Origin of the sequence: Pseudomonas asgharzadehiana, assembly GCF_019139815.1 — a bacterium.
In the GTDB taxonomy this organism is placed as follows: Bacteria; Pseudomonadota; Gammaproteobacteria; order Pseudomonadales; family Pseudomonadaceae; genus Aquipseudomonas; species Aquipseudomonas asgharzadehiana.
The window spans coordinates 2,684,856-2,710,899 of record NZ_CP077079.1; the positions used below are offsets into that span (position 1 = coordinate 2,684,856).

Annotated in this window: 21 protein-coding genes; 13 read left to right on the forward strand and 8 right to left on the reverse strand. The window is 62.1% G+C overall.

The window, feature by feature from the left end; all coding sequences use genetic code 11:
• Positions 1-82 precede the first annotated feature (82 nt).
• Both KSS96_RS12375 and KSS96_RS12380 read left to right on the forward strand, forming a co-directional pair.
• On the forward strand, positions 83-2,209 hold the full coding sequence (locus KSS96_RS12375) for a TonB-dependent siderophore receptor (RefSeq protein ID WP_068932183.1): 2,127 nt from the start codon (positions 83-85) through the stop codon (positions 2,207-2,209).
• A gap of 146 nt (positions 2,210-2,355) precedes the next feature.
• A complete protein-coding gene (locus KSS96_RS12380; protein WP_217856365.1) occupies positions 2,356-3,777 on the forward strand; it encodes a hypothetical protein in 1,422 nt (473 codons plus the stop codon).
• A 102-nt stretch (positions 3,778-3,879) separates the two neighbouring features.
• Here KSS96_RS12380 and KSS96_RS12385 read toward each other — a convergent pair whose 3' ends face one another.
• Both KSS96_RS12385 and KSS96_RS12390 read right to left on the reverse strand, forming a co-directional pair.
• Positions 3,880-4,602, reverse strand: a complete 723-nt coding sequence (locus KSS96_RS12385) for a FadR/GntR family transcriptional regulator (protein ID WP_017528382.1) — start codon at positions 4,600-4,602, stop codon at positions 3,880-3,882.
• A gap of 48 nt (positions 4,603-4,650) precedes the next feature.
• A complete protein-coding gene (locus KSS96_RS12390) occupies positions 4,651-6,387 on the reverse strand; it encodes an IlvD/Edd family dehydratase (protein WP_065877889.1) in 1,737 nt (578 codons plus the stop codon).
• A gap of 191 nt (positions 6,388-6,578) precedes the next feature.
• Here KSS96_RS12390 and KSS96_RS12395 point away from each other — a divergent pair, with 191 nt between their 5' ends.
• From KSS96_RS12395 to araH, 7 genes are read left to right on the forward strand one after another with little or no spacing between them, the layout of a single operon-like run.
• Positions 6,579-7,901 (forward strand): MFS transporter, encoded by a 1,323-nt coding sequence (locus tag KSS96_RS12395; protein WP_017528384.1) that lies wholly within the window; start codon positions 6,579-6,581, stop codon positions 7,899-7,901.
• Between the two features lie 16 nt (positions 7,902-7,917).
• Positions 7,918-8,910: an AraD1 family protein gene (araD1, locus tag KSS96_RS12400; RefSeq protein WP_116079630.1), complete on the forward strand. Its 993-nt coding sequence runs from the start codon at positions 7,918-7,920 to the stop codon at positions 8,908-8,910.
• Between the two features lie 11 nt (positions 8,911-8,921).
• Complete coding sequence (locus tag KSS96_RS12405; RefSeq protein ID WP_217856367.1) at positions 8,922-10,502, forward strand: aldehyde dehydrogenase (NADP(+)); 1,581 nt, start codon at positions 8,922-8,924, stop codon at positions 10,500-10,502.
• A gap of 16 nt (positions 10,503-10,518) precedes the next feature.
• Complete coding sequence (locus tag KSS96_RS12410; RefSeq protein WP_217856369.1) at positions 10,519-11,382, forward strand: SMP-30/gluconolactonase/LRE family protein; 864 nt, start codon at positions 10,519-10,521, stop codon at positions 11,380-11,382.
• A gap of 39 nt (positions 11,383-11,421) precedes the next feature.
• Positions 11,422-12,408: a substrate-binding domain-containing protein gene (locus KSS96_RS12415; protein WP_068932179.1), complete on the forward strand. Its 987-nt coding sequence runs from the start codon at positions 11,422-11,424 to the stop codon at positions 12,406-12,408.
• On the forward strand, positions 12,405-13,907 hold the full coding sequence (araG, locus tag KSS96_RS12420) for an L-arabinose ABC transporter ATP-binding protein AraG (RefSeq protein ID WP_065876809.1): 1,503 nt from the start codon (positions 12,405-12,407) through the stop codon (positions 13,905-13,907). Before KSS96_RS12415 ends, araG begins: the two co-directional genes overlap by 4 nt.
• Positions 13,908-13,916: 9 nt before the next feature.
• Positions 13,917-14,885, forward strand: a complete 969-nt coding sequence (gene araH / locus KSS96_RS12425) for an L-arabinose ABC transporter permease AraH (RefSeq protein ID WP_017530734.1) — start codon at positions 13,917-13,919, stop codon at positions 14,883-14,885.
• A gap of 54 nt (positions 14,886-14,939) precedes the next feature.
• Here the strand turns inward: araH and KSS96_RS12430 are convergent, their stop codons facing one another.
• Positions 14,940-16,088 carry an aldose epimerase family protein gene (locus KSS96_RS12430; protein ID WP_065878515.1) on the reverse strand — a complete coding sequence of 383 codons (1,149 nt, stop codon included), beginning with the start codon at positions 16,086-16,088 and terminating at the stop codon, positions 14,940-14,942.
• Positions 16,089-16,224: 136 nt separating this feature from the next.
• On the opposite strand from KSS96_RS12430, the gene KSS96_RS12435 reads away from it, so the two are divergent.
• Both KSS96_RS12435 and yghU read left to right on the forward strand, forming a co-directional pair.
• Entirely contained in the window at positions 16,225-16,992 is a 768-nt protein-coding gene (locus KSS96_RS12435) for an SDR family NAD(P)-dependent oxidoreductase (RefSeq protein ID WP_068932207.1), read from the forward strand.
• Between the two features lie 120 nt (positions 16,993-17,112).
• Positions 17,113-17,946: a glutathione-dependent disulfide-bond oxidoreductase gene (gene yghU / locus KSS96_RS12440; RefSeq protein ID WP_065878518.1), complete on the forward strand. Its 834-nt coding sequence runs from the start codon at positions 17,113-17,115 to the stop codon at positions 17,944-17,946.
• 63 nt (positions 17,947-18,009) lie between these two features.
• Here yghU and KSS96_RS12445 read toward each other — a convergent pair whose 3' ends face one another.
• The 3 genes from KSS96_RS12445 to KSS96_RS12455 are packed head-to-tail and all read right to left on the reverse strand — an operon-like array spanning position 18,010 to position 20,736.
• The gene (locus KSS96_RS12445; RefSeq protein WP_017530198.1) at positions 18,010-18,936 is read right to left on the reverse strand and encodes a sugar ABC transporter substrate-binding protein; all 927 of its coding nucleotides are present in this window, start codon (positions 18,934-18,936) and stop codon (positions 18,010-18,012) included.
• 19 nt (positions 18,937-18,955) lie between these two features.
• A complete protein-coding gene (locus KSS96_RS12450) occupies positions 18,956-19,735 on the reverse strand; it encodes a TIM barrel protein (RefSeq protein ID WP_017530199.1) in 780 nt (259 codons plus the stop codon).
• On the reverse strand, positions 19,732-20,736 hold the full coding sequence (locus tag KSS96_RS12455) for a Gfo/Idh/MocA family oxidoreductase (RefSeq protein WP_017530200.1): 1,005 nt from the start codon (positions 20,734-20,736) through the stop codon (positions 19,732-19,734). The genes KSS96_RS12450 and KSS96_RS12455 overlap by 4 nt, the downstream gene beginning before the upstream one ends.
• A 184-nt stretch (positions 20,737-20,920) precedes the next feature.
• Between KSS96_RS12455 and KSS96_RS12460 the strand changes: the two genes are divergently transcribed.
• Positions 20,921-22,882 (forward strand): sigma-54 interaction domain-containing protein, encoded by a 1,962-nt coding sequence (locus KSS96_RS12460; protein ID WP_217856371.1) that lies wholly within the window; start codon positions 20,921-20,923, stop codon positions 22,880-22,882.
• A 168-nt stretch (positions 22,883-23,050) separates the two neighbouring features.
• Positions 23,051-23,575: a DUF2867 domain-containing protein gene (locus KSS96_RS12465; protein WP_068932209.1), complete on the forward strand. Its 525-nt coding sequence runs from the start codon at positions 23,051-23,053 to the stop codon at positions 23,573-23,575.
• A gap of 144 nt (positions 23,576-23,719) precedes the next feature.
• Here the strand turns inward: KSS96_RS12465 and KSS96_RS12470 are convergent, their stop codons facing one another.
• Together KSS96_RS12470 and rtcR are read right to left on the reverse strand one after the other, a co-directional pair.
• Positions 23,720-24,019, reverse strand: a complete 300-nt coding sequence (locus KSS96_RS12470) for a DUF6124 family protein (RefSeq protein WP_003173369.1) — start codon at positions 24,017-24,019, stop codon at positions 23,720-23,722.
• A gap of 379 nt (positions 24,020-24,398) precedes the next feature.
• Complete coding sequence (gene rtcR / locus KSS96_RS12475) at positions 24,399-25,979, reverse strand: RNA repair transcriptional activator RtcR (RefSeq protein ID WP_137220403.1); 1,581 nt, start codon at positions 25,977-25,979, stop codon at positions 24,399-24,401.
• Between the last annotated feature and the right edge of the window lie 65 nt (positions 25,980-26,044).

The window sequence follows — 26,044 nt, forward strand, 5'->3', positions numbered from 1 at the left end:
AAGAATGCGTTGATATACCATGCGCCGCGAATTCTTGGCAGGTTTGCCGCCCCATCTGGCTCATTCACTAGGTGCAACATCCATGCGTCGTACCCTGATTTCCATCTGCGTGCTTCAGGCGTTTTCGCCTTTTACCTGGGCAGAGGTTTCGCCCACCGAAAAAGCCAGCCTCGAACTGCAAGCGACCAACGTGACCGGCGCCGCGGACTACGAGACGGCGCAGGGGCCGGTCAAGGGCTACCACGCCACGCGTTCAGCGAGTGCGACGCGCACCGATACCTCGATTCATGAAACCCCGCAGTCGATCAGCGTGGTGTCCAAGGACGTGGTCGAGGACATCGGTGCGACCCGTCTGCAAGACGCCCTGGATTACGCTGGCGGTGTGGGCCGGGCCAACAACTTTGGCGGGCAGGGGCTTACCAGTTTCACCGTGCGTGGCTTTACCACAGCCGAGTTTTATCGCAATGGGTTCCCCGTAAACCGCGGCTATCCGGCCACGCCCGACGCCAATACCATCGAACGCCTTGAAGTGCTGCGCGGCCCGGCGACCATGCTGTACGGCCGTGGCGATCCCGGCGGCACCTTCAATGTGGTGTCCAAGCAGCCGCTGGCCGAACGCACTGTGACCCTTGGCAGCCAATTGAATGACCAGGGCATGAAGCGCGGCACCCTGGATGCCTCCGGCCCGCTGGACGAAGAAGGCCGCCTGGCCTATCGCCTCAACGTGGTGGGCGAGGGCGGCGACACCTTCCGTGATCACGTCGAGACCGAACGCTACGGCGTAGCCCCGGTGATCACCTGGCAGGCCACCGATGCGACCAAGGTGATCTTCGAGGGTGATTTCATACGCAACAATCACCCGCTGGACCGTGGTTTGACGCGTTTCCCCAACCAGCGTGGTACGCCGTCGCGCGACACGTTCTGGGGCGACAAGGACGCAGGCAAGTTGCACAACGACAACAACATGGCGCAGTTGCGCTTCGAGCATATGCTCAATGACAACTGGACCTTGGGTGGTGGTTTTCAGTGGTTGGATGGGACATTACAGGGCAATGCTATCGAAGCTAACACCTTAGCCGCCGACGGTCGGACCCTCCGCCGTAACTTCAACTACCGCAAGCTAGAGTGGACGGACAAGGATTATCAGCTCAATTTGACCGGTCATTTCTCCACCGGCAGTTTTGATCACACGTTACTGACGGGTATCGAGTATGAAGATTACGATTACAAGTCGATCATTCAGCGCTCCAACCCGGCGCTTAACCCTTACACAACCGATATTTTCAATCCTGTCTACGGCAAGCCTCGTCCGGCATTGACGCTTACCCCTACCCACGATAAAGAAAACCTCAAGACTTACTCAGCGTTCATTCAGGATCAGGTGGCGCTGACCGAGCGTTTGAAAGTATTGGCGGGCGCTCGTTTTGAGCGTTTTGAACACGAATATGAAACCTATGTGGCGGATGCTAAAAGTTGGGAGGCTAGTGACAACGCAGTCACCCCACGCGTGGGTGTGATCTACGACCTTACCGATACGCTTGCGGTCTATGCTGATGCAGCGCGCTCCTTCAAGCCTAATACCGGCGCCAGCCGTGAGGGCAGTGGGTTCGAACCGGAGAAAGGCAAGTCCTATGAGATGGGTATCAAATGGGAAGGGCTGGACCGTCAGTTGAGTGTCGACGCAGCGATCTACCAGATCGATAAGAAAAATGTACTCACCACGGACCCTCTGGATCAAAACTCCAAGGTCGCAGCAGGTCAGGTCCGCAGCCGTGGCTTTGACCTTAACGTCGCCGGCAACATCACGCCTGAATGGCGTGTAATAGGCGGTTACGCTTATGTAGATGCTGAGGTCACCAAGGACAACTCAATCCGTGTTGGCTCTCGTCTCGCAAACATTCCGCGCAACAGCTTCAGCTTGCTCAACGTTTACGAGTTCCAGGATGGCGCTCTTAAAGGTCTTGGCCTGGGCGCCGGCGGCAAGTATGTCGCTGAACGAGTCGGGCAAACTTCCAATACTCCGTTTTCCATGGACGCCTACACCGTCGTCGACCTCCTCAGCTACTACAAAGTCAACGAGCAAGTACGCCTGAACCTGGACGTGAAGAACCTGTTCAATCGTGAATACGAAGAAGGCGCCTTCGGCAATATCTACGCCTATCCCGGCGCGCCGCGCACGGTGCAGGTGGGTATCTCCTACTCCCTGTAATTCTGCCTGGTGGCGTGCATCATCCGCGGGTGTTTGCACGCCACCTCACAGTCTCGGCAGAAAACCCCGCGTTCCCTCAAATAAGCGTTTACCGCTTGCCCGATAGATGAGAAAACCGTGCCCATTTTCCCGGAGATGGACATCCCATGCCTCGTTCAATCCTTATCCCCCGCCTGGTCGTCGCGCTGCTGGTCGGCGCTGCGCTGTGGTACATGTGGATTATCACCGGCCCCAAGCTGGAAATCGGCGGCGCCAGCCCGGATCAGCAGGCGGTGGGGGGCTTGCAGGGCCTGACGCCACGTGATTTTGGCGAGTGGGGAACCGGCGTGGTGGTGACGGCTCAAGGCACATGGTTGGTGGGGCTGGTAGACGACGAATATCACACCTTCGAACCGTCCGCCGGGCCGGTAAACCTGACCGAGCAGCTCTACGGCAAGGCGCCGAAGGCGCCGCAAGAGCAAAACACCTATTTCGGCTATTTCTCGCGCAGCAAGCCCCAGACCACCATCGTGTCGCGGCTGGAGGCTGACGGCCAGTTCAAGCAAGTGGCCCAGCTCAGCGGCGCCGCATCCCTGGTGGCCAGTGCCGATGGCGCGCGCGTGTTGCTGCTCACCGACCTCAAGCGGCCCAACGGGGCCGATGGCCAGGTGGTGTTCACCAGTGATGACCAAGGCAAGACCTGGACCTTGTTGGCCGGCGAACTATTCCCCGCGATAGGGGGCGCGCTGATGCTGCTCGATCCGTACTTTTACAGCAAGGACGAGGTCTGGGCCTGGAGCTTCCCCGATGAGATGGAGGATGAATCCAACCGTGTATCGACCGGGGTGTATTACTCCGCCGATGGCGGCCTGCACAGTACGTTGATCGCGACGCCACATCCGCTGGTGGTAGGGCGTGAATACGTGAGCCGCAAACGCCCGGATATCAAGCAGTGGCACGACTCGAACGATCAGGTGACCCACGTGCTGCAACTGGATGCCCGACGCGCCTACATCTGGGTGTCCCAGCGCTTCTGGGGCGTCGCCCCCGATGACAAGGGTGGCAATGTGAGCGTCAGCGTCACCACGCGCGTGGAACTGACGCGCGTGGACGGGCAATGGCAGACGGGCACTGCCCAGCGTGAAGACGACCTGTACATCACCGACCTTGCCAACAATGGCGCGGGGCGTGTGCTTGGCCTGATCGACCATGGCCCGGATGGGCAGGCCGTGGTCGCTGAAATGAACACCACCACCCTGGCCTGGCAACCTTTGGGCGAGGTGCCCAATGTGTTCTCGCCATTGGCCGCCAGCACCGTGGCCCAAAAACTGTGGGTGGGGCGCAACAGCCTGATGATCAGCACCTACAGCCAACATCAACCCCCGCGCTGGCTGTACTGGTGGGGCAAGGCGAGCATCTCGTCGGGGGCGGTGTTCTATTCCACGAACTGGGGCCAGTCGTGGAGACGTCTGGCGCTGGACGGTGCTGAACACGGCATCCGCGGCTTCGACGGCGCCAGCGACCGCGTGTTCTGGGCCAGGCAAAGTCACCTTTACGACGTCGGCATTCACGCCTACGGCTTGCGTTAAAGCGCTTGCGGGACGTGTGGGCAGGCCCACGCTCTCAAGATAGGTGAAACTCCAAATGTGGGAGGGAGCAAGCCTCCTCCCACATTTGGCTCTCCAGTGGCTTTAAAGCGGCGTCAACACATTCATCACCGTATCCAGCGCCACTCGCGTGTCATCCAACTGCACCAGCGAGGCATGCCGCGCGCCCAGTGCGTCGCGGTTTTGGATCGCGGTGAGGATCGCCTTGTGCCGGGGCAGGCTCAAGCCCTGAATGTCCGGGCGCCGGTTGGTGATGTTGATCGATTCGCGCAGCGGCAACGACAGCATGTTGCACATGTACGCGAGCAGATCGTTGCGCGTGGCGTCGGCGATAGCGCGGTGGAAGTCCAGGTCGGCCTGTAGCAGGTCTTCGTGGGTCTTCGCGGTTTCCATGCCGCAGTAGGCCTTCTCGATAATGGCGATGTCTTCATCGGTGGCCGTGGTCGCGGCCATGGCGGCGATTTCCGGTTCGAGGATGCGCCGCACACCCGCCAGGGTATTGAAGAACTCGCTATGGGGCGTGGACTGCATCAGCCAGGACAGCACGTCCGGGTCGAGCAGGTGCCACTTCAAGCGCGGCCGCACCACCGCGCCCACCCTGGGCTTGGAATACACCAGGCCCTTGGCGCTGAGCACTCGCGTGGCTTCGCGCAGCACCGAGCGGCTGACCTTGTACTCCTCGCAGAGCGTGGCCTCCATGGGCAGCCTTTCTTCGGGCTTGAAGCGACCGGAAACGATGTGCATGCCCAAGTCCTGAACGATCTGGGCATGCATGCTCTTGCGCGGCTTGGGCGGCTGGTGATCCATAACGGGCGGGATGCTCTGGCTTAAATTCGCGGCATCATAGCATCCCAATTAGTGGGAATGACGCGGGACTTCAGCCCCACGGCACCCTACCAGGAAGTCAAAGTCGCAGCCCTGGTCGGCCTGCAGCACATGGTCGATGTACAGCTGGCGGTAGCCGCCGACGATCAGGTTCTGCGGTGGCGCCAGGTCAGCCATGCGCGCCGCCAGCTCTGCGTCGGGGATGTCCAGGTGCAAGCGGCCATTGGCGCAGTCCAGCTCGATCCAGTCGCCTTCCTTGACCGTGGCCAACGGCCCGCCCGCGGCGGCTTCCGGTGCCACGTGCAACACCACGGTGCCGTATGCCGTGCCGCTCATGCGTGCATCGGAGATGCGCACCATATCGGTCACGCCCTGGGCCAGCAGCTTGGCCGGCAGGCCCATGTTGCCGACTTCAGCCATGCCCGGGTAACCCTTGGGCCCGCAGTTTTTCATGACCAGGATCGAGTTGGCGTCCACGTCCAGCTCCGGGTCGTTGATGCGTGCCTTGTACATGTCGAAGTTCTCGAACACCACCGCGCGGCCACGATGCTGCATCAGCTCAGGGCTGGCCGCCGACGGCTTGAGCACTGCACCCAGTGGGGCCAGGTTGCCGCGCAGCACACAAATGCCGCCGTCGGCGCGAATCGGGTTGTCGAGGGTGCGGATCACTTCGTCCTGGCCGTAGATCGGCGAGTCCTTGGTGTTCTCGCCCAGGGTCTTGCCGTTGACGGTCAAGGCGTTCGGGTGCGGGATCAGGTTGGCTTCGCCGAGGCGGCGCAGCACGGCGGGCAGGCCGCCGGCGTAGTAGAACTCTTCCATCAGGAAACGCCCCGACGGCTGCAGGTCGACGATGGTGGGCATGCCGCGGCCGATGCGGGTCCAATCGTCCAGGTCCAATTCCACGCCGATGCGCCCGGCGATGGCTTTCAAATGGATCACCGCGTTGGTCGAACCGCCGATGGCGGCGTTCACGCGAATCGCGTTTTCAAACGCTTCTTTAGTCAGGATCTTCGACAGCTTCAAGTCTTCGCGCACCATCTCCACCGCGCGCATGCCGGACATGTGCGCCAACACATAACGCCGCGCATCCACCGCCGGGATCGCCGCGTTGTGCGGCAACGAGGTGCCGAGCGCCTCGGCCATGCAGGCCATGGTCGACGCGGTGCCCATGGTGTTGCAGGTGCCCGCCGAGCGCGACATGCCGCCCTCTGCCGCAAGGAAATCATCCAGGGTAATGGTGCCGGCCTTCACTTGTTCGCTGAGCTGCCACACCACGGTGCCCGAGCCGATGTCCTGGCCCTTGTGCTTGCCATTGAGCATCGGCCCGCCGGTGACCACAATCGCCGGCACGTCGCAACTGGCGGCGCCCATCAGCAGGGCCGGGGTGGTTTTGTCGCAGCCGGTCAGCAGTACCACGCCATCGATCGGGTTGCCGCGAATGGCCTCTTCCACATCCATGCTCGCCAGGTTACGCGTCAGCATGGCGGTGGGGCGCAGGTTGGATTCGCCGTTGGAGAACACCGGGAATTCCACCGGAAAACCGCCGGCCTCGATCACGCCGCGTTTGACGTGCTCGGCAATCTGGCGGAAATGCGCGTTGCACGGGGTCAGCTCCGACCACGTGTTGCAGATGCCGATGATCGGCTTGCCATGGAACTGGTGATCGGCAATGCCCTGGTTCTTCATCCAGCTGCGGTACATGAAGCCGTTCTTGTCGGCGGTACCAAACCACTGGGCGGAGCGTAGGCCGGGCTTTTTATCAGACATGATCGATTCTCTTATTGTATGACTATATGTTCTCTCTGCGGCTAAACATAAGCGCAAATTCTTCCATTTGGAAGAGTTGTTTCGCAAATAGTACTACTATATAGTCGATCTCAACTGAGGCACGACCCTGGCGGATTTCCGCGAGAGGCGTTCCCGATTCCTATAAGAACAACAATCGGAGATCGACCCCCATGAGCGAGGAATTGCGGCTTATCCGGCGCATCACGCTGAAACTGATTCCCTTCCTGATCCTGCTGTACTTGATTGCCTACGTGGACCGTTCCGCCGTGGGCTTCGCCAAGTTGCACATGGGTGCCGACGTCGGCATCGGGGACGCGGCCTACGGCCTGGGCGCGGGGTTGTTCTTCATTGGTTATTTCCTGTTCGAGATCCCCAGCAACCTGATGCTCGACCGCTTCGGCGCGCGGCGCTGGTTCGCGCGCATCATGATCACCTGGGGCGCCATTACCATCGGCATGGCCTTTGTGCAGGGGCCGCACAGCTTCTATGTGATGCGCTTTTTGCTCGGCGCGGCTGAAGCCGGGTTCTTTCCGGGCGTGCTGTACTACATCACCCAATGGTTCCCGGTGCGCCATCGCGGCAAAATCCTGGGGCTGTTTATTCTCTCCCAGCCGATCGCGATGATGATCACCGGCCCCGTCTCGGGCGGCCTGCTGGGCATGGACGGCATCTTCGGCCTGCACGGCTGGCAGTGGCTGTTCATCGTGATCGGTACGCCGGCGATCCTGCTGACCTGGCCGGTGCTGCGTTACCTGCCGGACGGCCCGAAACAAGTCAAGTGGATGAACGACGCCGAAAAGGCCTGGTTGACTGGTGAGCTGAACAAAGACCTGCAAGCCTACGGCCAGACCCGCCACGGCAACCCGTTGCATGCGCTCAAAGACAAGCGCGTGCTGTTGCTGGCGCTGTTTTACCTGCCGGTGACCCTGAGCATCTACGGCCTGGGCCTGTGGTTGCCGACCCTGATCAAGCAGTTCGGCGGCAGCGACCTCACCACCGGTTTCATCTCCGCCGTGCCGTACATCTTCGGCATCATTGGCCTGCTGATCATCCCGCGCAGTTCCGACCGTTTGAACGACCGCTACGGCCACCTCGCCGTGCTCTATGTGCTGGGCGCCATCGGGCTGTTCTGCAGCGCCTGGCTGAGCGCGCCGGTGCTGCAAATGGCGGCGCTGTGCCTGGCGGCGTTCGCGCTGTTTTCCTGCACGGCGGTGTTCTGGACCTTGCCGGGGCGTTTCTTCGCCGGCGCCAGTGCGGCGGCGGGCATTGCGTTGATCAACTCGGTGGGCAACCTCGGCGGTTATATCGGTCCGTTCGTGATCGGCGCGCTCAAGGAATACACCGGCAATCTGGCCTCGGGCCTGTACTTTCTGTCGACGGTGATGGTGTTCGGGCTGGTGCTGACCGGCGTGGTCTATCGCGTGCTTGAGCGCAAGCATGTACTGCCGGCCGACCAATTCGCCGCCAGCGCCCGTGGCGCCACACGTACTTAATTTTTGGAGAACCTTCATGCGTTTAGTGCAGTTCGAACTCAATAATGGCCAGCGTCGTGTCGGCGTCGTAGACGGCAGCCAATTGCGCGAAGTGCTGGGTGCGCAAAGCGTGCGTGAACTGGCGCTGGCCGCCATCGAAGCGGGCATCAAGCTGCAACAGCAGGTCGAAAGCCTCGGGTTGGGCGCCAGCCATGACTACGCAGCCTTGCTGGCCGAGCAGAAAATTCTGCCGCCGCTGGACCATCCGGACCCCGCTCATATGCTGATCAGCGGCACCGGCCTCACCCATCTGGGCAGTGCCTCGGCGCGGGACAAGATGCACCAGCAGGCCGGCGACGACAGCGCCATGACCGACACCATGCGCATCTTCAAATGGGGCGTGGAGGGTGGCAAACCCGCCGCCGGCCAGGCCGGTGTGCAACCGGAGTGGTTCTACAAGGGCGACGGCAGCATCGTCGTGCGTCCCGGCCAGGCGTTCCCGGTGCCGCCATTTGCCGAAGACGCCGGTGAAGAGCCGGAGATCGGCGGCCTCTATGTGATCGGTCACGACGCCAAGCCCTATCGCCTGGGCTTTGCGGTGGGCAACGAGTTTTCCGACCACGTGATGGAGCGCAAGAACTACTTGTACCTGGCTCATTCCAAACTGCGCAGTTGCAGCTATGGTCCGGAACTGCGCGTGGGCGAACTGCCGTCGCACCTGGCCGGCACCAGCCGTATCCTGCGCAACGGCGAGGAAATCTGGCGGAACGAATTCCTCAGCGGCGAGGCCAATATGTGCCACAGCCTGGAAAATCTCGAATACCACCACTTCAAATACAGCCAGTTCCTCAAGCCGGGCGATGTGCACATCCACTTTTTCGGCACCGCCACGCTGTCATTTGCCGACGGTATACGTACCCAGCCGGGCGACGTGTTCGAGATCAGCCAGGCCGAGTTCGGCGCGCCGCTGGTCAACAGTGTCGGCAGCGTTGATGCGGCATTCGAACCCGGCAACGTCATCACCCTTTAAAGGAGACCACCATGACCCAGTTCCTCGGCCACAATTTCATCGGCGGCCAGCGCAGCGCCAACGGTAGCGTCAAGCTGCAAAGCGTCGATGCCACCACGGGCCAAGCCTTGCCCCAGGATTTCTACCAGGCCACCGCGCAGGAAGTCGACGCCGCCGCCCAGGCCGCCGCGCAGGCTTACCCGGCCTATCGCGCCCTGAGTGCCGCGCGCCGCGCGCAGTTCCTGGACGCCATCGCCGATGAGCTGGATGCGCTGAGCGACAATTTTGTCGAGCTGGTGTGCCGCGAGACCGCACTGCCGGCTGCGCGTATCAAAGGCGAGCGCGGGCGCACCAGCGGCCAGATGCGTTTGTTTGCCACGGTGCTGCGTCGCGGTGATTTCTACGGTGCGCGTATCGACAGGGCGCTGCCGGATCGTCAGCCACTGCCGCGCCCGGACCTGCGCCAATACCGCATCGGCCTCGGCCCGGTCGCCGTGTTCGGGGCCAGCAACTTCCCCCTGGCGTTTTCCACCGCCGGCGGCGACACCGCCGCTGCGCTGGCGGCCGGTTGCCCGGTGGTGTTCAAGGCCCACAGCGGTCACATGGCCACGGCTGAGCAGGTCGCCAACGCGATCATTCGCGCAGCAGAAGCCACTGAGATGCCGGCCGGTGTGTTCAATATGATCTTCGGCGGCGGCGTCGGTGAGGCGCTGGTCAAGCACCCGGCGATCCAGGCAGTGGGCTTTACCGGTTCGCTCAAAGGCGGTCGTGCCCTGTGCGATATGGCGGCGGCACGCCCGCAGCCGATCCCGGTGTTTGCCGAGATGTCGAGCATCAACCCGGTGATCGTGTTGCCCCAGGCCCTGCACGCCCGCGCCGAAACCGTCGCCCGCGACCTGACCGCTTCGGTGGTGCAAGGCTGCGGTCAGTTCTGCACTAACCCAGGCCTGGTGATCGGCATCGCCTCGCCGGCATTCACCGCGTTCACCCAACAGGTGGCGCAACTGATTGGCGCGCAACCGGCGCAGACCATGCTCAACGCCGGCACCTTGAGCAGCTACGGCAAGGGCCTGGCAAAACTGCTGGCGCACCCTGGCATCCAGCACCTGGCGGGCAATGCCCAGTCCGGCAACCAGGCGCAGCCACAACTGTTCAAAGCCGATGTCAGCTTGCTGATCAACGGCGATGAGGCTCTGCAGGAAGAAGTGTTCGGCCCCACCACGGTGTTTGTCGAAGTGGCCGACCAGGCTCAACTGAGCGCCGCCTTGCACGGCCTGCACGGTCAGCTCACCGCGACGGTCATCGGCGAGCCGGCGGATTTTCAGCAGTTCGCCGAACTCACGCCGCTGCTGGAGCAGAAAGTCGGGCGCATCCTGCTCAACGGCTACCCGACCGGCGTCGAAGTGTGCGATTCGATGGTGCATGGCGGCCCGTACCCGGCGACGTCCGATGCCCGTGGCACCTCGGTCGGCACCTTGGCCATCGACCGGTTCCTGCGTCCGGTGTGCTTCCAGAATTACCCTGATAGCCTGCTGCCCGACGCGTTGAAAAACGCCAACCCGCTGCGTATCCAGCGCCTGGTGGACGGCACGCCATCGCGCGAGTCGCTGTAAGGAACCCGGAGGTTTCATGTTGTGGAATGCGGTCACTGCACACCGTGCACAGTTGGGCGAAGGGCCGTTCTGGGACGTGCCGACCCAGGCGCTGTATTGGGTCAATATCGCCGGTAAACAAGCGCTGCGCCTGATGGGCGGGCAATTGCGCATCTGGCAGTTGCCCGAGCATGTCTCGGCGTTTATCCCGTGTGAACGCGGCGATGCACTGGTGACCCTGAGCAGCGGCGTCTATCGGCTGGACCTGGCGACCGAAGCCTTGACCCTGCTCTGCGTGGCCGACCCGCAACCGGGCAACCGTGGCAATGAAGCACGCTGCGATGCCCAGGGGCGCCTGTGGCTGGGCACCATGCAGAACAACATTGGCGAGGAGGGTGAAGACCTGCCGATTACCCGGCGCTCCGGCGGCCTGTTCCGTATCGATGCCGATGCGCGGGTCACGCCGTTGCTGCAAGGCCTGGGCATTCCCAACACCTTGCTGTGGAACGAGGAGGGCAGCCAGGTGCATTTCGGTGACAGCCTGGACGGCACGCTCTATCAGTATTCGATCCACGCCGATGGCCAGCTCGCACCGCCACGGGTGTGGTTTGGGCCGCACACGCGCGGCGGCCCGGATGGCTCGGCCATGGACGCCGAGGGCTTTATCTGGAACGCCCGCTGGGATGGCAGTTGCCTGCTGCGCCTGACGCCTGCGGGCGAGGTGGATCGCATCATCGAACTGCCGGTCAGCCGCCCCACCAGTTGCGTGTTCGGTGGGCCCAACCTCACCACCCTGTTTATCACCAGCGCGGCCAGCCCCTTGGCTCACCCCTTGGACGGTGCCGTGCTGGCCATTGATGTTGATGTACCCGGCAAGCCTTGCCATCGCTTTGCCGGTTAACTCCAAAAACTCGAAAAACAACAACAAGAGGTGTCGTTCATGAAAAAGGCTCTACGCGTCCTTGCTGCCGCCGTTGCTTTAAGCAGCCTCAGCAGCCTCGCATCCGCTGAAGAAGTGAAGATCGGTTTCCTGGTCAAGCAGGCCGAGGAGCCGTGGTTCCAGACCGAATGGGCCTTTGCCGAAAAAGCCGCTCAGGACAAGGGTTTCAAACTCATCAAAATCGCCGTGCCCGATGGCGAAAAAACCCTTTCGGCCATCGACAGCCTGGCCGCCAACGGCGCCAAGGGCTTCGTGATTTGCCCGCCGGACGTGTCCCTGGGCCCGGCCATCGTGGCCAAGGCCAAGCTCAACGACATGAAAGTGATCGCCGTGGATGACCGCTTCGTCGATGCCAAGGGCAATTTCATGGAAGACGTGCCGTACCTGGGCATGGCCGCCTTCGAAGTGGGCCAGAAGCAGGGCGCCGCGATGGCCGCCGAAGCGAAAAAACGCGGGTGGGACTGGAAGGAGACCTATGCCGTGGTCAACACCTTCAATGAACTCGACACTGGCAAGAAGCGCACCGACGGCTCGATCAAATCCCTGGAAGAGGCCGGCATTCCCAAGGACCACATCCTCACCGCCCCGCTGAAAACCCTCGACGTTCCCGGCAGCATGGACGCCACCAACTCGGCCCTGGTCAAACTGCCCCGTGGCGCGAAAAACCTGATCATCGGCGGCATGAACGACAACACCGTGCTCGGTGGCGTGCGCGCCACTGAAAGCGCCGGTTTTGCCGCCGCCAACGTGATCGGCATCGGTATCAACGGCACCGACGCCATCGGCGAACTGAAGAAAGCCAACAGCGGCTTCTTCGGCTCGATGCTGCCCAGCCCGCACATCGAAGGCTACAAAACCGCCGAGATGATGTACGAGTGGGTGACCAAAGGCACCGAGCCGCCTAAGTACACCGCCATGGACGAAGTGACCCTGATCACCCGCGAGAACTTCAAGGAAGAACTGACCAAAATCGGGCTGTGGAAATGACTGCTGCGGCCCTGCGGTTTGACGGTATCGGCAAAACCTTTCCCGGCGTCAAGGCGCTGGACGGCATCTGTTTCACCGCCCACCCAGGGCAGGTGCACGCCTTGATGGGCGAGAACGGCGCCGGCAAATCGACGCTGCTGAAGATACTCGGCGGTGCCTACATTCCCAGCAGCGGCACGGTGCAGATCGGCGAGCAGACCATGGCCTTCAAATGCGCCGCCGACAGCATCGCCAGCGGCGTGGCGGTGATCCACCAGGAGTTGCACCTGGTGCCGGAAATGAGCGTGGCCGAGAACCTGTTCCTGGGGCATTTGCCGACGCGTTTGGGCGTGGTCAACCGCGGCCAGCTGCGTAAGCAGGCGCTGGCCTGCCTCAAGGGCCTGGCCGATGAAATCGACCCGGACGAGAAGCTCGGGCGTTTGTCCCTCGGCCAGCGCCAGTTGGTGGAAATCGCCAAGGCGCTGTCCCGTGGCGCCCATGTGATTGCCTTCGATGAACCCACCAGCAGCCTCTCGGCGCGCGAGATCGACCGTTTGATGGCGATCATCACGCGCCTGCGCGACGAGGGCAAAGTGGTGCTGTATGTGTCGCACCGCATGGAAGAAGTCTTCCGCATCTGCAACGCGGTGACGGTGTTCAAGGACGGCCGTTACGTGCGCACCTTCGATGACATGAGCACGCTGACCCACGACCAGTTGGTGACCTGCATGGTCGGTCGCGACATTCAGGACATCTACGATTACCGCCCGCGCGAGCATGGCGAGGTAGCGCTCAAGGTCGACGGCTTGCTCGGTCCTGGCCTGCGTGAGCCGGTGAGTTTCGCGGTGCGCAAAGGCGAGATCCTTGGCCTGTTCGGGCTGGTGGGGGCAGGGCGCACCGAGCTGTTCCGCCTGCTCAGCGGCCTGGAACGCGCGAGTGCCGGCAGCCTGCAACTGTGCGGCGAAAAACTGCAGTTGCGCTCGCCCCGCGACGCCATTGCCGCCGGCGTATTGCTGTGCCCGGAAGACCGTAAAAAGGAAGGCATCATTCCGCTGTCGAGCGTGGCCGAGAACATCAACATCAGCGCGCGGGGCGCCCATTCCACCTTCGGCTGGCTGCTGCGCGACGGTTGGGAGAAGGGCAACGCCGAGCATCAAATCAAGGCCATGAAGGTCAAGACCCCGAACGCCGCGCAGAAAATCATGTACCTCTCCGGCGGCAACCAGCAGAAGGCCATTCTCGGCCGCTGGCTGTCGATGCCGATGAAAGTGCTGCTGCTCGACGAACCGACGCGGGGCATCGATATCGGCGCTAAGGCCGAGATCTACCAGATCATTCACAACCTCGCAGCCCAAGGCATCGCGGTGATCGTGGTGTCCAGCGACCTGATGGAAGTCATGGGCATTTCCGACCGCATCCTGGTGCTGTGCGAAGGCGCCATGCGCGGCGAACAACTGCGCGCGCACGCCACTGAATCCAACCTGCTGCAGCTGGCCTTGCCGCGCCGCGTGACGAACTGAGAGAAGACCATGACCACTCAAAACAACGCGTTGCCAACCGCACGCAAACCCCTGGATATGCGCGCGCTGCTCGACAACTGGGCGATGCTGCTGGCGGCGGTGGGCATTTTTGTGCTGTGCGCCTTGCTGATCGATAACTTCCTTTCGCCGCTGAACATGCGCGGGCTGGGCCTGGCGGTGTCCACCGTGGGCATCGCGGCGTGCACCATGCTGTTTTGCCTGGCATCGGGGCATTTCGACTTGTCGGTGGGCTCGGTGATCGCCTGCGCCGGCGTGGTCGCGGCCATTGTCATGCGCGATACCGACAGCGTCATGCTCGGCATCGGCGCGGCGCTGGGGATGGGCCTGATCGTCGGGTTGATCAACGGCATCGTCATTGCCAAGCTGCGGGTCAATGCGCTGATCACCACCCTGGCGACCATGCAGATCGTGCGCGGCCTGGCTTACATTTTTGCCGACGGCAAGGCAGTGGGCGTGTCCCAGGACCAGTTCTTCATCTTCGGCAACGGCCAGTTGTTCGGCGTGCCGGTGCCGATCCTGATCACCATCCTGTGCTTCCTGTTCTTCGGTTGGCTGCTCAACTACACGACCTACGGGCGCAACACCATGGCCATCGGCGGCAACCCGGAAGCAGCATTGCTGGCGGGGGTCAACGTTGATCGCACCAAGATCCTGATCTTTGCCGTGCACGGTCTGATCGGCGCGCTGGCCGGGGTGATCCTCGCGTCGCGCATGACCTCGGGCCAGCCGATGATCGGCCAGGGCTTCGAGCTGACGGTGATCTCGGCGTGCGTGCTGGGCGGTGTGTCGTTGAGCGGCGGGGTCGGTATGATCCGCCATGTGATTGCCGGGGTACTGATCCTGGCGATCATCGAGAACGCGATGAACCTGAAGAACATCGACACGTTCTATCAGTACGTGATCCGTGGTTCGATCCTGTTGCTGGCGGTGGTCATCGACCGTATGAAACAACGCTGATCAAAAGCCCTGTGAGGGGCAAAGGTGGGAGGGAGCAAGCCCCCTCCCACAGTTTTACTCGGCGCTGAACTTGAAGACGGTGTTCTGGGTGTAGGTCTGCCCTGGGTTCAAGCGAGTTGATGCAAAGCTGGGCTGGTTAGGCGCATCCGGATAGTGCTGGGTCTCCAGCGTAAACCCACTCCAGTGCAGGTAAGTCTTGCCTGCTTTGCCCTTCACCGAACCATCGAGGAAGTTGCTGGTATAAAACTGCACCCCCGGTTCGCTGGTGTAGAGCTGCAAGCGCCGGCCGGACTCCGGGTCATGCACTTCGGCGGCCAGCTTTTTCACGTCGCCCTTGGTGTCCAGCGCCCAGTTGAAGTCAAACCCGCCTTGCTTCGGTTCGGCGAATTTGAGCTGCGGATGATCGTCCTTGATGTGCTGGCCGATCGGCGTGGGCTTGAGGAAATCCATCGGCGTGCCCTTGACGGGGGCGAGTTCGCCGGTAGGAATCAGCGTCGCATTGACCGGCGTGTAGTGGCTGGCATGCAAGGTGGCAACCTGTTTGAGGATGTCGCCATTGCCCGCGCCGGCCAGGTTGAAGTAGCTGTGGTTGGTCAGGTTGAGCACCGTGGGTTTGTCGGTGGTGGCCTTGTAGTCGATGTGCAGTTCGTTCTTGTCGTTGAGGCTGTAGGTGACCTCGGTTTTCAGGTTGCCGGGGAAGCCCATCTCACCGTCCTTGGACAAGTAGGTGAGGGTGACCCCAACCGAGTCCTTGCCCTTGACCGGCTCGGCTTTCCATACATGCTTGTCGAAGCCCTGCGCGCCGCCATGCAATGCGTTGGGGCCGTCGTTGAGCGGCACCTGGAAGCGTTTGCCGTCGAGCTCAAAGGCGCCGCCAGCCAGGCGATTGCCGAAGCGCCCGATGGTCGCGCCGAAAAACGCCGTACCGGCCTGGTAGCCCTGTACGTCGTCGAAGCCGAGTACCACATCGTCGACCTTGCCGTGTTTGTCCGGCACCTTCAGCGACTGCAGTACGCCGCCGTAGGTGATGACGGTGGCTTGCATGCCATGGCTGTTGCGCAAGATGTACTGTTCGACGGGCGTGCCGTCGTTGGTTTTACCGAAAGGCTTGTGCTCGCTGCTGAGCCCTGCCGCCTGGGCGCCGCCGCTGGCGATCAGCATGGACATGGCAAGGCCCGAGAGCAGGTATCGAGGGTGCTTCATGGTCGAACTTCCTTTTGTTGTTTTGAGTGGAATAGTTCTACTAATAGCGATATTTTGTCGGTGTGACAGCGAATTTATAGCCTTAAACGCCGATTTCGTAAAATAAAATAAGACTAATTGATCGAGGCACCGTTATATGAGTACTGCACAGGCTGTTTATCCCGACCTTGAAGGCAAGACCGTACTGATCTCCGGGGGCGCCTCGGGTATCGGTGAATTCATGGTGCGCGCCTTTGCCGCACAAGGCGCCAAGGTGGCCTTTGTGGACCGCGCACAGAGCCAGGGCGAACGCCTGGCGGCGCTGTTGAGTTCACAGGGGCGTACGGTGGAATTCGTATGCTGCGACATCACCGACGAAATTGGCTTTCGGGCGGCAATCACGCGGTTTGAGCAGTCGCTGGGGCCGATCACGGTGTTGGTCAACAACGCGGCGAACGACGTGCGCCACACCTTGGAAGACGTTGACTCGCAGATGTTCGACCAGCTGATTGCGGTCAACCTCAAGCACGCATTTTTTGCCGCCAAGGCGGTGGTGCCCATGATGAAAGGCGCCGGCGGCGGCTCGATCATCAACCTGGGTTCGGTCGGCTGGATGATGGCCTCCGCCGGTTACCCGGTGTACGCCGCCAGCAAGGCCGCCGCGCACGGCATGACCCGCGGCCTGGCACGGGAGCTGGGGCCTCACCATATCCGCGTCAATACGCTGGTGCCCGGTTGGGTGATGACCGAAAAACAACTGGCCATGTGGGTAGATGATGCGGCCAAGGAGCTGATCGCCCGCAGCCAGTGCATGCCCGGCAGTGTCATGCCGGAACATATCGCCAATATGGCGTTGTTTCTGGCCTCGGATGCCTCGGCGATGTGTTCGGCGCAGAATTTTATCGTCGACGGCGGCTGGGTGTAGCGCGCGACTTTCCAGACCCTGCAATCGAGTGTGGGAGCGGTGCTGATTCAGCGGGCTCCCGCACAGCGAGTCTTTGGTTTAGTCTGGAGCGCTTCGTTGATCGCCTCAGGAGCAGTGAGCATGACCGAGTACGTACCTCCCGCCGTCTGGACGTGGGACACCGAAAGCGGCGGCACCTTCGCCAGCATCAACCGGCCCATCGCCGGCGCCACCCACGACAAGGCGCTGCCGGTGGGCAAGCACCCGTTGCAACTTTATTCCCTGGCCACGCCCAATGGGCAGAAGGTCACCATCCTCCTCGAAGAACTGCTCGCCCTGGGCCACGCGGGCGCTGAATACGACGCCTGGCTGATCAAGATCGGCGACGGCGACCAGTTCGGCAGTGGCTTCGTGGCGGTCAACCCCAACTCGAAGATCCCCGCCTTGATGGATCACAGCGGCGCCACGCCGATTCGCGTGTTTGAGTCCGGCGCGATCCTGCAATATCTGGCCGAGAAATTCGGCGCGTTCTTTCCCAAGGAACCGGCCGCACGTGCGGAGTGTTTGTCGTGGCTGTTCTGGCAGATGGGTAGCGCGCCGTACCTGGGCGGTGGTTTCGGGCATTTCTACGCCTATGCGCCGAGCAAGATGGAGTACCCGATCAACCGTTTTGCCATGGAGACCAAGCGCCAGTTGGATGTGCTGGACAAGCGTCTGGCAGTCAGCGAATACATCGCCGGTGACGAATACACCATCGCCGACATCGCCATCTGGCCTTGGTACGGTGGCTTGGTCAAAGGCCGCTTGTATGGCGCGGCGGAATTTTTATCGGTGCATGAGTACACACATGTGCAGCGCTGGGCGGATGCGATTGACGCGCGACCGGCGGTGCAGCGGGGGCGCCGGGTTAACCGGGTGTCGGGCGAGCTTTCAGAGCAGTTGGCCGAGCGGCATGACGCGAGTGATCTGGACTGACTGAGATTCAAGTGTGGGAGGGGGCTTGCCCCCCCTCCCACATTTGGAGCGGTGTATACCCGTTTATTTGTAGCGTTGCTCGAACACCGCCACCTGTTCGGGCTTGATCAGCTCGAACGGTACCCAAACTTCGGCTTCGATCGGTTCACCCTTGATCATCCTAATCGCCGACGCCACCGCTTGGGTGGCCTGGGCCTTGGGATCCTGGAATACCGACGCCGCCAGCATCCCGCGTTTGACCGCCGCCAGACCATCGGGCAGGCCATCGATACCGACAATCGCCACTTCGCCCTTGGCCCTGCCGGATTGCTGCAAGGCCATGGCCGCGCCAATGGCCATTTCGTCGTTGTTGGCAATGATTGCATCGAACTGCGCCCCCGCCAGCAGCCAGTTGCTGGTCAGGTCCATGCCTTTGCTGCGTTGCCATTCGGCGCTTTGCTGCTCCACTACTTTGATCCCCGGAAAGTCCTTGAGCACCTGTTTGGCGCCTTCGGTGCGGTCGTGGGTGGCGTTCTGCGCAAGGTCGCCCATGATGATCGCCACATTGCCCTTGCCGCCAAGCTTTTCGGCGAGGTAGCGCATCTGCAACTGCCCGGCCTCGATGTCATTGGAGGCCACGGTGACCACGCCCTTGGGCAGCGTGCGTTCATCCGGATGGCGGTTGACGTACACCAGCGGCGTCTTGGCGGCGACTGCGGCGCGAGTCATGTTGGCGGTGGCGGAGGTGTCCACCGGCAGCACGATCACCGCGTCGACCTTCTGGTTGAGAAAACCCTCGACCTGGTTGAGTTGGCGCACCACGTCGCCCTGGGCATCTTCGAACTGGATCTGTACATCCTGCTGCTTGGCGGCGGCTTCCAGGCCGGTGCGCACGTAAGTCATGAAGTTATCGTCGACCTTGGCGATGCTGACGCCGATGTGATAACCGGCGAAGGTCCATTGGCTGAACAGCAGTAACAGAGTGGCAACGAGCAATGAATAGCGAGGCATGGGGGTGTTCCTTTTGTTGTTATAGGGTGAACGCTTGGCGGAAACGCGCCAGGGCCAGTTCGCTGTCGCCACTGGCCCAGCCTTCCAGGCCGACCACGCCGTTGTAGCCGATGCGATGCAAGGCCCTGGCGATGGTCGGGTAATGGATTTCGCCGGTACCGGGTTCTTTGCGCCCCGGTACATCGGCCACCTGGATTTCACCAATGGCAGGGCCCGCGCGCTGGATCAGTTCGATGAGGTTTCCCTCGCCGATCTGCGCGTGGTACAGGTCCAGGTTCATTTTCAGGTGCGGGCTGCCCACGGCTTCGATCAACGCCAGGGTGTCGTCGGCGCGGGCGAACGGGGTGCCGGGGTGGTCGACCGCGGTGTTGAGGTTTTCCAGCAGGAATACGCGGCCGGCGTCTTCCCCCAGTCGCGCGATTTTCTCCAGGGTCTTGCAGGCGCTCAACCACATGCGTCCGGTGGTCTGGCTGACGGGCTGCACCGGCAGGCCGTCGTCACCCAGGCCGGTGCCGTGCAGGTTGAGGCTGGGGCAGTTGAGCCGCTCGGCAACACTTAAGGATTCGCGGGCGCTGTCGAGCAAGCGGCGGATGCCGTCGGGGTCGGTGAGGGTGCCGCTGATATAGCCGGTCATCGAGGTGAAATCGGCGCCAGTGGCGGCGAGGGCGTTGATGTCCTTGTCGGTCCAGCTCCAGATTTCGGCGCAAAAACCCAGTGCATGAATGCGTTTGACGCGTTCGACGAAGGGCAGGTCGAGAAATACCATCTCGGCACTGATCGCCAGCTTGAACGGGATCACAGGGTCACCGCCTGACCTTGCTCATAGGACTCGATGCAGGCGCGCGCAATCGCCAGCGCCGCTCGCGCATCTTCGCCGCTGGCCAAGGGCTTGGCGCCGCTGCGCAGGCAATCGACAAAGTGGTTGAGCTCGGCGACGTAGGCGTCGCGCAGCAGGTCGGTGTCCAGGCGCTGAGTGTCGGCCTGGATGCCCGGTGCCAGGTAGCGCACCAGGTCGGACTCCTGCACGCCGCCCATGGTGAGCATGCCGGCGCTGCCGAACACTTCACCACGCACATCGTAGCCATACACGGCCTGGAAATTCGCCTCGGCGGTGGCAATCGCACCGTTGTCGAAGCGGATCGTGACCACGGCGGTGTCGAGCAAGCCTTTGCTTTTGTAGTCCGGGGCGATCAGCGCGTCGGCCATCACGTGGACCTGCACCGCCTCGGCGCCGGGGTTGAGGTAGCGCAGGGTGTCAAAGTCGTGGATCAGGGTTTCCAGGAAGATCACCCATTGTGGCGACGCGGCCGGGTTGTTCAGCGCCGGGTCGCGGGTGAGCGAACGCAGCAATTGCGGTGTACCGATACGCCCGGCCAGCACATCTTGGTGGGCCGTGCGGAAGCTCTTGGCGAAGCGCCGGTTGAAGCCGACCTGCAACGGAACGCGGGCATCGGCGGCGGCGGCGATGGCGCGGTCGGCTTCATCGAGGGTGATGGCCATGGGTTTTTCGCAGAAGATCCCCTTGCCGGCGCGGGCGGCGCTGATCACCAGCTCGGCATGGCTGCGGGCAGGGGCGGCGATGATGACGCCGTCGATGTCCGGGTCGTCGATCAACTGTTGTGGGTCGGTGTAGACCTTGTCCACGCCCAGCTCAGCGGCCAAGCGCGCGGCCTGACCGGGGGTGGGGTCGGCGATCGCTGTCAGGCGGGCACCGGCAATATGCCGCGCCGCAGTCAGGCCGTGGAAGCTGCCCATGCGACCGGCACCGATCAGGCCCAGGCGGATGTTCTGTGTACTCATGTGGTAACCCCTTCTTATTGTTGACCTCAGGACGATCCTGATGGGCAAAGAGGAGGGAGCAAAGGCTGTGCCAATTGATAACGCATTGATTTTATTGTGTTTTTAAAATCGATTAAACAAAATATGTTCATTTTGATGACATGCCTATACTGACATGTCAAAAACATGAACATGGACGCATCGGATGAGCCTGGCCTTCAGCGTACAAGACCTCGATTACCTCACGACCCTGGGGCCGGCCGCGTTGAACGACGGCCCGGTTGCCGCGCTGGAGCAGGCGTGGCGTGATTGCCAGCAGGGCCGCAGCGAACGCCCGGCCGACGTGCGCCAAGTGATCTGGGAATCCTGGCGACGCAGTGTCGAGGCCGCTATCGACCCCGCCGACAGCCAGTACCGCTTTGTTGCGCCGCAAACCTTGGCTGCCACCCTGGCCCGCCACCGCGTACTGATCGCCGCCGCCGCACAGGTCATGCATGGCTTGCTGGCCTACAACCCGCGCGGGCACATCAACCTCACCGATGCAGACGGCACCACCTTGTATTTCTGTGGGCTGGATATCACGCCGGTGGGCAGCCGCTTGCTGGAGTCGGTACAAGGCACCAACTGCACCGGGCTGGCCCTGGCCGAAGACCGTCTGGTGTATGTGCTGGCCGAAGAAAACTTCGCCGTCGGCCTGCGCCAGCGCCGCATGCACTGCGCCGCCGCGCCGATCAAAAATGCCCAGGGCCAGACCCTGGCCATGCTTACCCTCACCGCCGAACCCGGCTGGTTCCACTTCCACACCCTGGGCACCGTGCAGGCGGCGGCCGATGCTGTCTCTCGGCAGATGGCCCTGCAAGCCTTGCTCGAAGAACAGCAAGCCATGCTCGAAGTGCTCAATGAAGGCCTCGTGGTGCTGGATGAGCGCGGCTGCATCAAGGCGCTCAACCGCTATGCCCGTCAGTTGTTCGGGGTGGGGCTGGAGCTGATTGGCAGTCCCTTCCAGCGACTGGGGCGCAGTGAGTTGAGCGATCCGCTGAGTGAGCCCGTGCGCGACCTGGATTGCACCTTCCAACTGCATGACCGCAGCCAACTCGCGTGCCTGGTCTCGGTGTGCCCGCTGGAGCAGGGCGGGGTGATTGTGTCGCTGCGCGAAAACCGGCGCATCCGTGAAATCACCCGGCGTATCGTCGGCACCCAGGCGCGCTATACGTTCGACACCATCCAGGGCACCTCGCGAGCGATCCAGGATGCGTTGCACCTGGCGCGCATCGCCAGCCGCAGTGATTCCACTACGCTGATCCTGGGAGAAAGCGGCACCGGCAAGGAGCTCTTCGCCCAGGCCATCCATAACGCCAGCGAGCGTTGCAACGGCCCGTTCGTGGCGGTCAACTGCGGCGCGATTCCCCGGGACCTGGTGCAGAGCGAACTGTTCGGCCATGTCGAGGGCGCCTTCACCGGCTCGGCCCGTGGCGGCTCGGCGGGCAAGTTCGAACTGGCCGATGGCGGCACCATTTTTCTCGACGAAATTGGCGACATGTCCTTCGACGCCCAGGTCAGCCTGCTGCGCGTGTTGCAAGAAGGCGAAATTGCGCGCGTCGGGGCCAAAAGCGCACGCCAAGTGGACGTGCGTATCATCGCCGCCACCCACCGCAACCTGAGCCAGGCCGTGGCGGAGGGTGCCTTTCGCGAGGACCTCTACTATCGCCTCAACGTACTGAACCTGACCGTACCGCCCCTGCGCATGCGCCGCGATGACATCCCACTGCTGGCGCGGCACTTTCTCACGCGCTGTGCACGCTCGCTGCGTAAATCGGTGCAGGGTTTTTCGCCGCAGGCATTGGCCTTGCTCTCGGCGCATGCCTGGCCGGGCAACGTGCGCGAGCTGGAAAACGCCATCGAACGGGCAACCAACCTGGCCATGAGCGAGTTGATCCAGCCCGGCGATCTGCCGTTGGACACCAAGCCTCGCCCACTGGTCCGTGCCTATGAGTCGCAACCCACGCGGGACCTGAGCAGCCACGAAATGCACGCTATCGTCGCCGCGCTGAAAAACACCAGCGGCAATATCCGCCTGGCCGCTCAACAGCTGAACGTGTCGCGGGGTGGGCTGTATAACAAGATGAGTCGGTTTGGGTTGAGTGCCGGGGATTTTCGGGGCGGATGAGAGGGTATGGCGCAACTCTGCGCTGGCGGGTGCCGGTCGGCGCACTATAGGATGGGATGGTTGGTTGATCTGGTTCGATGTCGGCAAGCGCCGTGCGACGTTGCGCCCGGTTCTGCCGGCTGGGTAGCAAGAAACCTATTGAGTAGTCAGATCTAAGGAGAGATCCCGATGCCCCGCGAAGTTGAACCCATTATGTGCGTACCCGTCCCCTCGAGGTCCGGCATTACCCACCTTTACACGTCAACGAACCTGACAGACGCTTTTGCGATCCGGCTCCCGGTGGGCACATCGAGCAACCCGGATTTGCTGGCTCGATTCATCCTTTTCCACCAGCCGTCCTGGATCGGATGGCTCCTGAAAGTGCGAGACACTCTCGTTGTGTGTCTGGGGCTCAAGACAGCCAAGCATCTGGCATCACTGGCTGATCGGGTTGGCCCCTTCAAGGTCTACAGCACGAACCAGACTGAAATCGTGTTGGGAGAGGACGACATGCACCTCGACTTCCGGATATCGGTCCTGTGTTCTGAAGAGGCAGAGGCGGAAGGCAGTCGCCAACTGGTTTTTTCAACCGTGGTCCAGTGCCACAACCGTCTGGGCCGGGCCTACCTCTTCGTGATCGCCCCCTTTCACCGTTTGGTCGTCAAGGCCAGCCTGCGCCGTGCCGCACGCATCGGTTGGCCTCTGGCTGGCTGAGTCGGTGTGGCTTGGCTGCCGCAGACAATGTGGGAGGGGGCTTGCTCCCGATAGCGGTGGGTCAGTTGAAATTTACTGAGCTGACCCACCGCAATCGGGAGCAAGTCGAATCGTCGCACCGCCCCTCCCACATTTGAACTGAGTTTAGGCCGAGGGCTTCATGCACTCGATAGAGCGATCCACTGTGGTCCTGGCAATCTCCAGCAAATGCCACACCGCCAGAATCTTCGCGCGCTGAGGATTGTCGAGTGCCTCGCCGCAATCCAGCGCAGTTGCCGAAGCACTGTCGAGCAAACTGGCGGTGTAGAGCAGAGCATCTTCGAAGCTCAGGTCTTCGTTGATGGCGTGAAAGCCTTGGGTGGGCAAATAGTGGTCGATGGCGCGGTTAAAGGCGGCACGGTCTTTGGCGGGGTCGCGGGGTGGGTCGGGTAGGACTTTATTCATTGTGTAACTCCTATTGAGCAAGGGAGCTACCGCCAACGCTGCTAAACGAGGGTGGCAGCTGTACGCGGGTTAGCAGACCGGTCAATAGGAAAACCAGCGCACCCGAGGGTGCCCCGCGCACAGCCACCATAAAACGCAGAGGTGAACCGTGTGCCTATTGACGTCAGGCTGCTAAACCCGATCACTGAAATCCAGCGACGCAGCGAAGACTAGCCACCGATTGCAACAGGCACAAGGCGGCGGAGATTGTCTAGGAAACGTCCTGCAATTAAAAGGGAGGCGCCTTGCTGGCCCTTTACAAGCCATGACCAAATGCAATTAGCCCCACATGGAAAATACGGTGCGTGAGCGAGCGCCTGCGCCGCGATTACCACCTGCGCTACGGCTTCAACTGCTTCCAGTCAATCGAAAACCGCGCCAGGTATTTGCGCAGCCGATCCGCATCGTTCGGTTGCGCCTTGGCCTGGCGTGAGACGCCAAACAAGCGTCGGCCTGCATCGGACAGGCTGTCGGCTTGCAGGCATACGTCGATGACGGCTTTGAGTTGTAGCTGGTCAAACAGATCCAGGTCGGCCGGCAGGCACGCGTGGGGTGCGCTGATGCCCCAGGCATAACGCAGGCGCTGTATTTCTTCCTCGACCTGGGCTTGATCGATACGCCCGCTGTCGGCCAGGGTCGCCATGCGTGTGATGGAGGCGGACAGTTCGCGAAAATTGCCCAGCCACGCCGCTTCGCTGGAGCAGGCAAACGCCAGGTAGCGGCGCCGCGCTTCCAGGTTGAAACGTACGCGACGGCCTTGTTCGCGGGCGTGGCGCTCCAGCTCGAAGTCGAGGTTCGGCTCGATGTCTTCGCGGCGGCCCGCCAGGCCGGGCAGGTCGAAGGTCCATAGGTTGATGCGCGCGTAGAGGTCTTCGCGAAACAACCCGTCGGCGACCCGCTCGCGCAGGTCGCGGTGGGTGCCGGCGATGATCAGGAAGTCGCTGGCCACTTCGGTGTCGGCGCCCATCGGGTAGAAGCGTTTTTCTTCAATGGCCTTGAGCAGCATGGCCTGTTCGTCGAGGCCCAGTTCGCCGATTTCATCGAGGAACAGCATGCCACCGTGGGCGGCGCGCAACAGGCCGTCGCGGGCGTTTTGCGCGCCGGTGAAGGCGCCCTTGATATGCCCGAACAGCGCGGACATGGCGCCATCGCCGCGCAGGGTGGCGCAGTTCACCTCAACGAAGCGGCCCTGCAGTTGATGGCGGCTGCGCTTGAGTTCGTAGATGCGCCGGGCGAGGAAGGATTTACCGGCCCCGGTTGGGCCGATCAACAGCATCGGCGCGGTGGAGCGCACGGCCACGCGTTCGATCTGTTCGATGGAAGCGTTGAACGCAGGGTTGCGTGTGGCGATCCCGGATTTGAGAAACGCCAGGCCTTCCAGGCGCTGGTGGGCGAAACGCGAAGCGATGCGGTCGTAGCGCGACAGGTCGAGGTCGATCAGGGTGTGGGTGCCGGTGGCGGGTGCGTCGGCATCCAGGCGTCGGCTGGGGGAGGTTTGTATCAGGCGGGCCGGCAAGGTGCGCGCTTCGGTGAGCAGGAACCAGCAAATCTGCGCCACGTGGGTGCCGGTGGTGATATGCACCAGGTAATCCTCGCGCTCGGTGTCGAAGCGGTAGGCACTGGTGAAGTCGTGCAACGCGCCGTACACCTCTTCGAAATCCCAGGGATTGGCCAGCGGCATCGGGTGCAGGCGCACCTCGGTGTGGGGCGAGATCTGCTGGATGTCGGCGCGCACTCGCTCGGCAAGGCTGACATCGCGGGCGTCGACGTCGTGGATCAGTTCCAGGCGGTCGATCTGCAGATCATCCTGCTGGCACAGCCCGACGCTGGGGCGCCAGTGGTTCCAGCGATTGGCGCCCTTGCCGACGCGATCCAGCTTGGAACCGATAAATCCGATGGCGACCGTGCGCTTGTGTTTCATGGCTGGACCAAAATATAAGTAACGATATGTAAGGATAGAAATAGGGGGATGGGTTTGTCATCGTT